This window comes from Legionella fairfieldensis ATCC 49588 (assembly GCF_000621525.1).
Taxonomy (GTDB): Bacteria; Pseudomonadota; Gammaproteobacteria; order Legionellales; family Legionellaceae; genus Tatlockia; species Tatlockia fairfieldensis.
The window spans coordinates 40,105-52,921 of sequence record NZ_JHYC01000008.1 but is presented as its reverse complement, the minus strand read 5'-3'; the positions used below and the strand labels follow the sequence as shown (position 1 = coordinate 52,921).

Genomic DNA, 12,817 nt, shown 5'->3' with positions numbered 1-12,817 from the left:
TTCAAATGTAACCTTGTAATTGTTCATGTGTCCATAACGTCTGCCAGAAGGAGTCGCTTAATTTTGCCTCTACAGGTAAAAAATACCAGGAGTCCATTGCAAAAGCCTGGCATTTAACCGCATCCTTTTCAGTCATTAATACGGTTTTTTCAAAAAATTGTAGTTCATTTTGCTGAAAATTGTGATGGTCAGGAAAAGGATATTTTTTAAAAACAATACCTGATTTTTCTAATAAATTGAAAAAACGTTGTGGATGACCAATTGCAGCAACAGCTGCTACGGGAGATGATAAGGTATGCAATTCCCTGACTTCACCTGTTGCAAGATGAGTAAGTTTCCCTGGCTCCAGATTCATTGCATGAGCGTTAGGCCACTCGCCACCATTAACTACCAGAATAACCTCTTGATTTAAACGGCTGATTTGCTCTCGCAAAGGCCCGGCAGGCAAGCATAAACCATTACCAAACTTTCTTACGCCATCAATAACCACAATTTCAATGGCTCGCCCCATCGTGTAATGTTGCAAACCATCATCACTTAAAATAATTTGACAGGCATGCTTTTCTAACAGATAGTTAACCGCTTGCATGCGCTTTGGCGCAATAACGACAGGACATCCCGTACGTTTTGCTATTAACAAGGGTTCGTCACCCACTAAAGCAGCGGAGTCATTAAGAGACACTTCATGAGGAAAACGCTTGATGCCAGCGCCGTAACCACGACTGACGATTCCCACATACAAACCTTTGTCTCGCATTTTTTTTGCCAAGGCAATAACCAAAGGAGTTTTCCCAACACCTCCTACGGTCAAATTACCCACTACAATGAGAGGTACAGCAATTTTTTGTTGGCGAAAACGTAGCAAATAACGACGACGCAATCGGACAACGAATGCATAAATAAGGGATAATGGCCATAGAACCCAGCGTATAGGGTGTTTACGATACCATAACTTATCAATTAAAAATGTCATCAAGCAACAACTTCTTCGTTATCTACGCTTAATTGTTGTACACGATACAACTGAGCGTAGTGACCATCCAAAGCCAATAATTGGAGATGGCTCCCTTGTTCGACCACTCGTCCTCGTTCCATAACAATAATCCTGTTCGCTCGTTTAATCGTTGATAATCGATGAGCAATAATTAAAGTGGTACGTGCCTTCATCACCTGCTCCAGAGCCATTTGAATGTAGCGTTCTGACTCTGAATCCAGAGCTGAAGTCGCTTCATCAAGGATTAGGACAGGAGCGTCTTTTAAAATGGCACGAGCAATTGCCAAACGTTGACGTTGTCCTCCTGATAATAAAACACCATTTTCGCCAATCCGTGTATCATAACCCTCTGGCAAACGACTGATAAATTCATCCGCAAAAGCAAGTTTCGCTGCGCGAACAATTTGCTCCCGACTGACATTAAAACATCCATAGGCAATATTATTGGCCAGGCTATCGTTGAATAAAGTCACATGCTGACTGACCAGAGCAATTTGTTTGCGCAAACTGGGCAAGGATAATTGGTCAATGGCTTCATCGTCCAAAGTAATACGACCACTTTTTGGCTCATAAAAACGAGGAAGCAAGCTGGTAATAGTCGTTTTACCGCTACCTGAATGCCCCACCAAAGCCACTGTTTCACCGGCAGCAATACTGAAACTAATGTCATGTAAAACAGGCTGCCCTCGGCGATAAGCAAAATTTACCCGGTCAAATTCGATAGCACCTTTTACCCGTTGTTGCAGCATCTTACCCGCGTTTGGTTCAACAGGTTTATCCATTAAATCAAACACACTCTCGGCACCAGCCAACCCTCGCTGAATAGTCGCATTCAAGGTTGTCAAGGTTTTCATCGGTTTAATAAGTTGCAGCATGGCTGCTATGATAGCGAGAAAAGACCCTGCTGTAATAACAATGACCGTTGAGAGTTTAATTGCAGCCAGGATGATGAGTGCAATTCCCACTGCAATAACAAACTGCACACCGGAAACATTGATCGCTTTGCTGATAGCCACCTTCATGTCATTGCGGCGTGAAATTTCTGTCGCCTCATTAAATTTATTCATCTCATGTTGCTCACCACCAAAAATCCGCACCACTCGATACCCTTCAATGACTTCGCTTGCTATTTCGGTAACAGCCCCCATGGACCGCTGTACTTTATGACTAATGCGACGAACCCGCTTATTCGTATAATTAACAATTAATCCTACAAAAGGTATCGTTAGCAAAAACATGAGCGATAATTGCCAGCAAATAACGAACATGACCGTTAAAAGACCTATTACCAGGCAGGTATTCTGCACAAAATCGGTCAAGGCATCCGCACTAACCTGAGCCACTTGCTCTACATCATAAAGAATTTTGGATAATAATTGTCCTGAAGTGGCTTCATCATAATAATCAGCAGGCAATTTAACGATATGAGCAAAAACGCGTTGACGTAATACTTTCACTACGGAGCGAGCTACCCAGGTCATGCAATAACTGCCTGAAGAGCTGACTAAACCTCTTAGGGCTATCCCTGACAAAACTATAAAAGGAATTTTTTTAACAAAATCCATATCAATATCAATAAAACCTTTATCAAGAAAAGGACGCATCATATAAGTAAAACTGGCATCGATTAGGGAATAAAGAATATTGGCAAAGATGCCTAACAAAAGAACAGGCCAGAAAGGCTTCACATAAGAAAGTAATCGTTTATAAAGCAGACTGGTTTTGCCATGAGGCTTTTTTTTCATCAGTATGAGATATTCTTGATATAAAGTGGGACAAATTGTACCGCTAAATCACCCTATGCGCCAAGTCTTCTGCAAATAACTTATCAGGGGTGCCCTTCACCTGTTTTTGCAAGTTAAAATTTGCGCTAATCAGCGCGATTGTAAACCTTCCACCAACGTCCTCACTAATCCAGGACCTTTGTAAATCAGTCCACTATAAACTTGTAACAATGAGGCTCCTGCCTGTAATTTTTCCCGGGCTGCTTCAGGACTGTCAATTCCACCGACACCAATCAGCGTTAACTCATTGCCCACCACCTGCTTTAAAAGACGCAGGCATTGTGTAGATCGCTCCCTCAGAGGCTTACCACTGAGACCTCCCTCCTCCTGGCCATGAGGCAGTGAAGCCATTTTATCACGTGCACAGGTTGTATTGGTTGCAATAATGCCTGAAATACCTTTTTGAACGCTAATATCAGCGATTTGTTTTAATATCTCATCCGGCTCATCGGGTGATAGTTTAATCACCAAGGGAACAAAACGCTGGTAGCGGTCTGTTAAACGTTTTTGTGTTTCAATTAACTGATCAAGTAAATCACCCAAAAAGGCTTCCTGTTGTAACAATCGAAGCTCAGGCGTATTCGGCGAAGAAATATTAATGGTCACATAAGAAGCGTATTGATAGACTTTTCGTAAACAATAAGAGTAATCTTCCGCGGCCTGAGCCAGAAGCGTCTCTTTATTTTTACCTATGTTAATTCCTAAAATGCCTTTATAAGACGCTTGTTCAATATTGCTAACTAAAGCGTCTACTCCCGGATTATTAAAACCCATACGGTTAATAATTGCTTCTGCTTGTGGTATGCGAAAAAGCCGGGGTTGCGGATTTCCTGATTGAGGACGGGGAGTAATTGTTCCTACTTCAATAAAAGAAAAACCAAGCTTGCTTAAAGCATCCAGATGTTCGCCATTTTTATCCAGACCTGCCGCTAAACCAATCTGATGTGGAAAAGTCAATCCCATAGTCCGGATTTCAAATCCTTCAGGTCGCTTAAAACAGAAACGAGGTAACCAGCGCAGAGCGGCTAAACTTAAATCATGCGCTTGTTCTGTATCCAGGCAAAAAAGTAAAGGACGAATCAGTGAGTACATGCCTGCCTGTTTGGGAAGTCATTAAGAAAATAAATTATACAGATTATTTTGATAAGAGAAATCCCCATCATTTATTACCAAATAATACAAATATTGTTATATTTTTAACCTTTTATGTTGGTTACAAATAGCTTCAACAATGTCGGGGCTAATATCTCGTTCAGGTTTAAAAAAACCAGTTATATATCCCCAACATCCTTTTTTGGACATAGCAAGAGAAAGAGGGGTATCACCGTGATCATTTTCCGCATAGATATCAGCATCTCTTTCTAATAAAGCATTAACAATATCGACTCGTTGTCCATGCAAAACAGCCGCATGAAGCGGCGTTTCACCTATTCTATTCATTTGATTAACATCGGCATCATGTTCTAACCAAAATTTAACTACATCCAACTGTCCTTTTCTTACAGCGATATGAAATTGTGTGTCCTGCGCTTTATTAATGACCTGATTAATATTAGCGCCATGCTCCAACAGGAACTGGACTACCTCAAAATAGTGCTTTTTAACAGCAGTATAAAGTGATGTTTTTCCTTTTGTATCAGGTTGATTCACATCAGCATTGTTTTCTACATGAAGTTTTACCAAGTCGAAGTGACCTTTTTTAGCAGCTACATGAAGTGATGTTTTTCCAGTAACATTAGGTCGATTAACATCAGCATTGTTTTCCAACAATAATTTTACTATGCCATAATGACCATTTTGGGTAGCAATATAAAGAGGAGTTTTCCCATTACTCAACTTATCCACATCAACATTTTTTCCCAACAAAAACCTGACCACATCCAACCGCCCATTTTGGGCAGGAACATAAAGCGGGGCTTCTCTATAGAATCCTACTTTATAGAATTCTATATGCATACCGCTACGAAGATTCACTCCTTTCTCAACCAATGGAATAATAATTTCTTGTAATGACTGCTGACATTGAAGAGCCCAATGAAGAAGCCCTGTATTCTTTTTAATATCACTAATATCAGCTTCAGTGTATATCTCTACAGCAAGCTGGTAAAAATAATCGAGTAATAATTGATGGCCTTTTTCCCGGGCCCATTGCAAAATAGAGATTGCGTTACTGTCCGCTCCCCTTAATTTTTGCAGTTTCTCTACTCCCGACATATTGAGCTTTTTTATTTCATCAACTATTTCCTCAATATGACCTTCTTTAATCAGCGATAATAATTTTTTTCGAAAAGAATCTTCAGGATATTCCTTCTTATAAATTTTATGAAATTCATCCAACCAGTTAACTTCTCCTTCTCTCGCATTTAATTTATCCAAAGCATGAGGGAAATGTTGTTTAAATTTTTCTTTCCAAAATAGATTGTCCGTAACAAAAAAACTTGCAAAGTTTTTATTAATTTTCCTCATTTCCAAAGCATTTTCTGGCCTTAGCTTTAGGTATGAAATTATTTTAACCAGAATTTCTGGAGGTAATTGAGATAGATTAAACATGATACAAGTACTGAATAAATTGCTAATGTTATACTAAAAGGGATCATCTTTTCAAAAAAATAACTTTTTCCTCTACTATCGGCTTCTTTCCAGGAGTGTTGCAACTTGAATTTGATTCGGTATAGTCTAACTCTTTAACGAATACGGGATAAAATCTCAATAACAGGAAGCGATGATGCACACTGATTTACAATATCAACTGGGAGAAACTTACGACCTTTTACGTGAAAGCGTTCATCAGTTTGCCCAAAAAGAAATTGCCCCTCTGGCAGCTCAAATTGATAGAGAAAATGCGTTTCCTAATCAATTATGGCGACAATTCGGCGATATGGGCTTGTTAGGCATTACGGTCAGTGAAGAATACGGGGGGGCCAATATGGGTTATCTTGCCCATGTTATAGCCATGGAAGAAATTTCCCGTGCTTCAGCCTCTGTCGGTTTAAGCTATGGTGCTCATTCCAATCTTTGTGTCAATCAAATTTATTTAAACGGTACAAGTGAACAAAAACGACGCTATTTGCCTAAACTCATCAGCGGTGAACAGGTTGGTGCTTTAGCCATGAGCGAATCAAACTCTGGCTCTGATGTAGTGAGTATGCAATTACAGGCACATGCTGCTGGTGATCAATTTATCCTGAATGGTACTAAAATGTGGATAACCAATGGTCCTGACGCTGATGTTCTCGTAGTCTATGCTAAAACAGACAAGCAAGCCGCAAGCAAAGGAATTACTGCGTTTATTATTGAAAAAGAATTGAGTGGCTTCAGCACCGCCCAAAAACTTGACAAGTTAGGTATGCGTGGTTCAAATACCTGCGAACTGGTTTTTAACGATTGTGCGGTTCCGGCAGAGAATGTTTTGGGCGAAATAAATAAAGGGGCCCGTGTATTGATGAGCGGGCTTGATTATGAACGTACGGTATTGGCAGCCGGGCCTGTGGGTATTATGCAAGCCTGTATGGATGTGGTTCTACCTTATGTCCATGAACGCAAACAATTTAATCAGGCCATTGGTGAATTTCAATTTATCCAGGGTAAGCTAGCCGATATGTATACGGAGTTAAGCGCCTCCCGCGCTTATCTTTATACTGTTGCCCGCGCTTGTGATCAAGGACTGGTTTCTCGTAAAGATGCCGCGGGGGTTATTTTATATGCTGCAGAACGAGCAACGCAGATGGCCCTACAGGCCATTCAAATTTTAGGCGGTAATGGTTATATTAATGAATACCCTACAGGCCGTTTACTGCGTGATGCAAAACTGTATGAAATTGGGGCAGGTACCTCTGAAATAAGGCGAATGTTGATTGGTCGCGAGCTTTTTAAAGAAAACATCCAGTAACACTGCTATTCTTAAAAATAGACATCAGTTACAAGTAAATATTACAGACCCTAAGGAGGAAATTGAAAAATGGAGCCGAATGAGATCGTTATTGTTGCAGCAAAAAGAACCCCTATGGGTAATATGCTCGGTGGTTTATCGCCCTTGTCAGCTCCTGAGTTAGGTGCCGTAGCGCATCAGGCGGTTATTGAACAGGCCGGTATTTCAGCCGCGGAAATTGATGAAGTCATTACCGGTTGTGTGTTACAGGCAGGTATTGGCCAGGCACCTGGACGTCAGGCCGCAATTAAAGCAGGTATTCCTAATTCAGCCAATGCGACAACCATTAATAAAATGTGTGGTTCAGGCATGAAAGCAGTCATGCTGGCTCATGACTTGCTTAAAGCAGGCTCTGCTACCGTTGTTCTTGCAAGTGGTATGGAAAGCATGTCCAATGCACCTTATTTGTTATCTAAAGCCCGCTCAGGATATCGTTTGGGACATGGAGAGCTTAAAGATCACATGTTTTTAGACGGTTTGGAAGATGCTTATGAACGAGGTCAATTAATGGGTTGTTTTGCAGAAGCAACCGCAAGTCACTTTCAATTTTCCCGCCAACAACAGGATGACTATGCCATTCGTTCATTAACCCGAGCGCTGCAGGCACAACATGATAACGCTTTTGTTGAAGAGATTGCACCTGTGACTGTTTCAGGCCGGAAAAGCGAAGTCATTATCACTCAGGACGAAGGCCCTGACGAAAATAAACTGGCCAAAATTCCTCAACTGCGCCCCGCTTTTAAATCAGACGGCACAGTCACCGCAGCGAATTCAAGCTCTATCTCTGACGGTGCTGCCAGCCTTGTATTAATGACTGCAGACAATGCTCATAAACGAGGCATTAAACCTTTAGCACGTATTATAGCTCATGCCAGCCATGCGCAAGCCCCTCAATGGTTTACTACAGCCCCTGTGGATGCCATACGTAAAGTACTCGATAAAGCAGGCTGGCATTCCAGTGAAGTCGACTTATACGAAATCAATGAAGCATTCGCCGTGGTTGCCATGGCAGCGATTACCCAACTGGAACTGGACCCCGAAAAAGTCAATATCCATGGCGGCGCTTGCGCTCTCGGACATCCTATTGGCGCATCGGGCGCCCGAATCATAGTGACCTTAATGCATGCGCTTAAAAGAAATCAGAAAAAGCGTGGCGTTGCATCCCTCTGCATTGGCGGAGGAGAAGCAACGGCTGTTGCTATTGAATTAATGTAACTCTCGTTTGCAAAATTTGCAGGTTGGGCTTTGGCTCAATCTGCTTTCCAGATCCGGACAAATCATTTGTCATCTACACTTTAATTGAAATTAATGAATTAATTATGTACAATATGTGCTTTAAAACACTTATCTTGATGGTTAATGATGCCACGAAATTTATCAGCAGATACCTGTTCTTTTTATGATTTTTTATTGAATTATGGTCATTCAATACCGCTCATTGAAAAACTCGATATGATTTCGCTAATGGCCTTACAGGCCGCTAATAAGAGTCTGTATCAATATATTCTGCATTATTTATTTCAACCAACAAATAAAGAGGCGTTACTGTATCAGAGTAATTGGTTTAAAGTAGCCGTTTCTAACCCCCGGAGTTCATTAAAACCTGATTTTCCAAACAGGAAGTTAATCCAACAGTGGTCTAAGAGAGACGATTTGACAATTGAAATGTGGAGTTATAACTTAATATACAATGCCCGTCAACACAATCTCTCATTACAATTCGATGAAGACGCTTTAAATCTTTTGGATAGCGCCCTGATTAGTCTCAATCAAAAAAATAACTACTATTTACAAATACTGTTACCCCCCTTGTTACCCCTGCTTCCTCTTCACTATAAGAATAATTTGTTTGAACGAATTATCAAGCGAATTGATAATAACAAGCAGGTCAGGCATTTTATTGAACTTATCCCCCGAAATCTGGAAATATTACAGTTAATGATACGGGCTAATTTACTTACTCGACTACAAGTAACCCGGTTAAGTGAAAAAATAGCCCCCTTACTTGAAAACTCCGATCTTGGTATTGCGGCACTCCAGATCCTCTGTTTATTAGTCCCTAAACTTCAAGCAGAACAAGTTAACATACATTTGCCTGTTATTATCAAACTATTAAAAGACAATGATACACGTTCAATAGCAGGCAAAACATTGTCAGTATTATTATCCCGATTATCATCAGAATCTATTGATATTATTTTACAGGATGCTATTGAACCGCCGAAACATCCAAATAGAACTATTCCTCAAACAGCATTATATATTACCACATTATCTGCATTGGCAGACCATTTATCAGCAGATCAAATTAAGGTTATTTGGTTTGATATTATTGACTTGTGTAACGCACATTTGATTGTCTGGCAAGAGGAAATAAACCAACTATTGGCTAAATTATTACCTCGTTTATCCTCAGAACATATTGCCATTATTTTACCGCATGCTATCAAATTACTACAACATCGTTATGAATCTGTACATGAATCTGTACATGAATCTGTACGTCAAGCAGCATACGTAACATTATCTGTATTATCATTCTATTTATCATCAGCCCAAATTAAGACTATCTTGCTTGCCACTATCGAATTACTGAAACGGACTGGCGGTAATGACAAACCAGCGCTCAAAATAATGTCCACACTTTTGTCATCAGACCAAAATACTGTTTGGTCTAATGTTATTACGTTGCTGAAAGATGAAAATGAACAGTTTCAATACGTAGCATGCAAAATATTATCTGCATTAGCACTCTATTTACCATCAAAACACATTGATGCTATTTTGCTTCTTTTTATCAAACTACTAGAAAATACGAATAAGACTTCTCTTCTTCGTGAAACAATAGTCGAAACAGTATTTTCATTATTACCCTGTTTATCATTAAATCACATTGATTCTATTTTACCTGTTGTTATCGACTTGGTAAAAGATACGAATAAGACTTCGGTTTTTAAAACGGCAGGCAAAATATTGTCCGCACTATCCTCTCATTTATCACAAGAACACATTGACACTATTTTGCCTGTGATTATCGAATTAGTAAAAAATACGGATAAGGGTTTGATCCTTGAGACAGCCTACGAAATATTGTCTGCACTATCCTCCCATTTATCACCAGAACACATTGACACTATTTTGCCTGTTGTTATCAAATTGGCAAAAGATAGAGATAATAAATCCATTCTTCGTGAAAAAGCAGTCAAGGCATTGTCCATATTATCATTCCATTTATCATCAAAACAAATTAACGCTCTTTTGCCTGTTGCGATCAAATTACTGAACGATAGGAATGTTCAAGAAACAGCATGCGAAACATTGTCCACCTTATCCCCCCATTTATCATCAGAACAAATTAACGCTATCTTGTCCGATATTGAAAATATGCTATGCAGCAATTACTACTATACTTACTATTCTTATCACGTACCTGAAAAAGTGTTTGAATTGTTGATTACTTTATTACCCAGATTGACACAGGAAGACATTCTTTCAGTGCTGTTTAACGTTAATCAATTGACGCAGAGTAAGAAAGACTTGCCAATCCAGTTATTCAATTTTATTCACAAAGCATTACCCCGAATTAATTTTGCGTTAGTTTCTCAAGAATCATTAAAAAGCGCTCCTCTTTTAATAGTGATGAAATTAATGGCTCAATGGCAACAACAGATTAACAACGCTGTTTCTGTGCCTCCGATTTCTGAGAGGAACAATCGGTTTTTTCCAAAAGCCGTTACGACTCCAAATTTCCAATCTCTAGCGGTAAACCAGAACTCCTCATTAAGCGAGGAACAAAAAAAATGTATTCAAAAATTAATTAATTCGCTGAATAGAGAAGTCCATAGTCGCTGGCCTTACCCAAATAAGACATTAAAACAAATAGAAATGCGAGCATTAGATAGCCTGATTGAATATGCAGATTGTCTTACTTTGAAGGAATCTCTTGCCAGAGTCAAAGCAGAATATCCGCTGGCTCTGGAAGGAAAGATAAGTACTCGTACAAGAAACCTGTTCAATAAACTTGAAAGAGAACAAATTTCATCAAACTCACCCATTGCGATGAAGAAATAATTATAATCCTGGAAAACACATTGACCTATTGCATACAATAGTGAAAACTCGCACTATAAAAATAAATAATCAATAACAAAGGATGGACATGCTTAAACAAAGCCTCATCTACTTATTGTTAAGCATTTTGGTTGTCATTTTTGCCAAATATGCCCATATGCTTCTCGTCTATATAGATATGTTCTATGTTTTCATGAATCTCAAACTGGCTGCTGTTTTTAGCCAGAGTGAATGGGGTATTATTATTCGCAAAGTGCTTCTCTTGGTACTCATACCCGTACTAATTGCTGCAATCCCGGCCCTGATTTATCGATTATTCAAAGGGAAAGAGATGCCTTATTTTATCGAACTCACCTGGTGTTTATGGCTGATTATTGTTCTTAGCACTCTTTTGATACATTTTTAAGGCTCGCCATGGCTAAAATAATCAGTCAGTTAAATCCCGCCAGCAATGAATTTAAAACCAATGAAGCAAGCATGCAGGCTCTGCTTGATGAGTTACGACACACTATTGGAAACATTGCGCAGGGTGGTGATGAGAAAGCACGGGAACGTCATTTAAAGCATGGCAAATTGCTGCCGCGTGAACGTTTGCAACAACTTCTTGATCCAGGCAGTCCTTTTCTTGAATTGTCACAGCTGGCAGCTTATCAGGTTTATGACGATTATGTGCCTGCCGCTGGCATTATTACAGGTATTGGGCGTGTTGCTGATACAGATTGCATGATTGTCGTTAATGATGCCACTGTGAAAGGAGGCACCTACTATCCTCTTACTGTTAAAAAACATTTACGCGCCCAGGAGATCGCCAAAGCCAATCACCTCCCCTGCATTTATCTTGTGGATTCAGGAGGTGCCTTTCTACCCCGTCAGGATGAAGTCTTCCCTGATCGGGAGCATTTTGGACGTATTTTTTATAACCAGGCGATAATGTCTGCGGAAAATATTCCTCAGATTGCTGTAGTAATGGGTTCATGTACCGCCGGCGGCGCTTATGTACCCGCCATGGCCGATGAGTCAATTATGGTTAAAAATCAGGCGACCATCTTTCTTGGTGGACCTCCTTTGGTGAAAGCGGCAACAGGTGAAATAATCAGCGCTGAAGAATTAGGAGGCGCTGATATTCATTGTCGCCAGTCAGGCGTTGCCGATTATTACGCTGATAATGATGCTCATGCTTTACACCTTGCCCGTCTCGCCATTAAACATTTGAATCGGCGCAAACCAGAATCACTCTGCCGTATTCCCAGCCGGGAGCCTCTTTATGATATTAAAGAACTAAATGGCCTTGTACCCGCAGATCCCCGTAAACCTTTTGACATTCATGAACTGATTGCTCGCCTTGTTGATGGTTCTGAATTTGATGAATTTAAAGCGCTGTATGGGACTACTCTGGTTTGTGGCTTTGCCTGGCTTTTTGGTTACCCTGTGGGCATTATTGCCAATAATGGCATTCTATTTGGGGAAAGTGCACTTAAAGGCGCTCATTTTATTGAGTTGTGTACACAACGAAAAATACCCTTAATCTTCTTACAAAACATTACTGGCTTTATGGTAGGTAGCAAATATGAGGCAGGTGGTATAGCCAAACATGGCGCAAAGCTGGTCACTGCCGTTGCCAATGCGAAAGTACCTAAATTTACCGTCATTGCAGGAGGCAGTTTTGGTGCCGGAAATTATGCCATGTGTGGGCGTGCCTATGACCCTCGCTTTTTGTGGTCTTGGCCAAATGCGCGTATTTCGGTAATGGGGGGCGAACAGGCAGCCAATGTATTAGCGCAAATTAACCGCGATAAGCATGCGAAACATGGAACCGAGTGGCCGACAGAAGAAGAGGAGGCATTTAAAGCCACACTAAGGGAACAGTATGAAGACCAGGGCAATCCTTATTATGCCAGTGCAAGACTTTGGGATGACGGCGTTATTGCCCCGGAAGATACTCGAAGAGTTTTAGGTTTAAGCCTGTCAGCCGCTTTAAATGCACCAGTGGAAACCACTCGATTTGGTGTGTTTCGTATGTGAATTCTATTAGAGTCAGTT

General features: G+C 40.4%; 9 protein-coding genes. 5 read left to right on the top strand and 4 right to left on the bottom strand.

Translation table 11 applies throughout. The annotated features are described in order from the left end of the window. Position 1: 1 nt before the first annotated feature. From lpxK to T345_RS0102605, 4 genes are all read right to left on the bottom strand, one after another. On the bottom strand, positions 2 to 973 hold the full coding sequence (lpxK, locus tag T345_RS0102620) for a tetraacyldisaccharide 4'-kinase (RefSeq protein WP_028387981.1): 972 nt from the start codon (positions 971 to 973) through the stop codon (positions 2 to 4). Then, the gene (gene msbA / locus T345_RS0102615; protein WP_028387980.1) at positions 973 to 2,739 is read right to left on the bottom strand and encodes a lipid A export permease/ATP-binding protein MsbA; all 1,767 of its coding nucleotides are present in this window, start codon (positions 2,737 to 2,739) and stop codon (positions 973 to 975) included. Before msbA ends, lpxK begins: the two co-directional genes overlap by 1 nt. A 129-nt stretch (positions 2,740 to 2,868) precedes the next feature. Further along, positions 2,869 to 3,870, bottom strand: a complete 1,002-nt coding sequence (locus T345_RS0102610; protein ID WP_028387979.1) for a quinone-dependent dihydroorotate dehydrogenase — start codon at positions 3,868 to 3,870, stop codon at positions 2,869 to 2,871. Positions 3,871 to 3,966: 96 nt separating this feature from the next. Further along, positions 3,967 to 5,328 carry an ankyrin repeat domain-containing protein gene (locus T345_RS0102605; RefSeq protein ID WP_084273716.1) on the bottom strand — a complete coding sequence of 454 codons (1,362 nt, stop codon included), beginning with the start codon at positions 5,326 to 5,328 and terminating at the stop codon, positions 3,967 to 3,969. A 175-nt stretch (positions 5,329 to 5,503) separates the two neighbouring features. On the opposite strand from T345_RS0102605, the gene T345_RS0102600 reads away from it, so the two are divergent. The 5 genes from T345_RS0102600 (at position 5,504) to T345_RS0102580 (ending at position 12,799) form a co-directional block, all read left to right on the top strand. Continuing rightward, positions 5,504 to 6,667 carry an isovaleryl-CoA dehydrogenase gene (locus T345_RS0102600; RefSeq protein ID WP_028387977.1) on the top strand — a complete coding sequence of 388 codons (1,164 nt, stop codon included), beginning with the start codon at positions 5,504 to 5,506 and terminating at the stop codon, positions 6,665 to 6,667. Positions 6,668 to 6,736: 69 nt separating this feature from the next. Then, positions 6,737 to 7,921 (top strand): acetyl-CoA C-acyltransferase, encoded by a 1,185-nt coding sequence (locus T345_RS0102595; protein WP_028387976.1) that lies wholly within the window; start codon positions 6,737 to 6,739, stop codon positions 7,919 to 7,921. A 144-nt stretch (positions 7,922 to 8,065) separates the two neighbouring features. Then, complete coding sequence (locus T345_RS0102590; protein WP_035918001.1) at positions 8,066 to 10,777, top strand: hypothetical protein; 2,712 nt, start codon at positions 8,066 to 8,068, stop codon at positions 10,775 to 10,777. Positions 10,778 to 10,865: 88 nt separating this feature from the next. Further along, positions 10,866 to 11,183: a hypothetical protein gene (locus T345_RS0102585; RefSeq protein ID WP_028387974.1), complete on the top strand. Its 318-nt coding sequence runs from the start codon at positions 10,866 to 10,868 to the stop codon at positions 11,181 to 11,183. An 8-nt stretch (positions 11,184 to 11,191) separates the two neighbouring features. Then, positions 11,192 to 12,799: a carboxyl transferase domain-containing protein gene (locus T345_RS0102580; RefSeq protein ID WP_028387973.1), complete on the top strand. Its 1,608-nt coding sequence runs from the start codon at positions 11,192 to 11,194 to the stop codon at positions 12,797 to 12,799. Positions 12,800 to 12,817 lie beyond the last annotated feature (18 nt).

What these genes read in the sequence shown, in the direction of transcription:
- msbA (WP_028387980.1), bottom strand. Translation starts at nt 2,739, where the DNA reads ATGAAAAAAAAGCCTCATGGCAAAACCAGTCTGCTTTATAAACGATTA.
- T345_RS0102585 (WP_028387974.1), top strand. Translation starts at nt 10,866, where the DNA reads ATGCTTAAACAAAGCCTCATCTACTTATTGTTAAGCATTTTGGTTGTC.
- T345_RS0102580 (WP_028387973.1), top strand. Translation starts at nt 11,192, where the DNA reads ATGGCTAAAATAATCAGTCAGTTAAATCCCGCCAGCAATGAATTTAAA.
- lpxK (WP_028387981.1), bottom strand. Translation starts at nt 973, where the DNA reads ATGACATTTTTAATTGATAAGTTATGGTATCGTAAACACCCTATACGC.
- T345_RS0102595 (WP_028387976.1), top strand. Translation starts at nt 6,737, where the DNA reads ATGGAGCCGAATGAGATCGTTATTGTTGCAGCAAAAAGAACCCCTATG.
- T345_RS0102605 (WP_084273716.1), bottom strand. Translation starts at nt 5,328, where the DNA reads ATGTTTAATCTATCTCAATTACCTCCAGAAATTCTGGTTAAAATAATT.
- T345_RS0102590 (WP_035918001.1), top strand. Translation starts at nt 8,066, where the DNA reads ATGATGCCACGAAATTTATCAGCAGATACCTGTTCTTTTTATGATTTT.
- T345_RS0102600 (WP_028387977.1), top strand. Translation starts at nt 5,504, where the DNA reads ATGCACACTGATTTACAATATCAACTGGGAGAAACTTACGACCTTTTA.
- T345_RS0102610 (WP_028387979.1), bottom strand. Translation starts at nt 3,870, where the DNA reads ATGTACTCACTGATTCGTCCTTTACTTTTTTGCCTGGATACAGAACAA.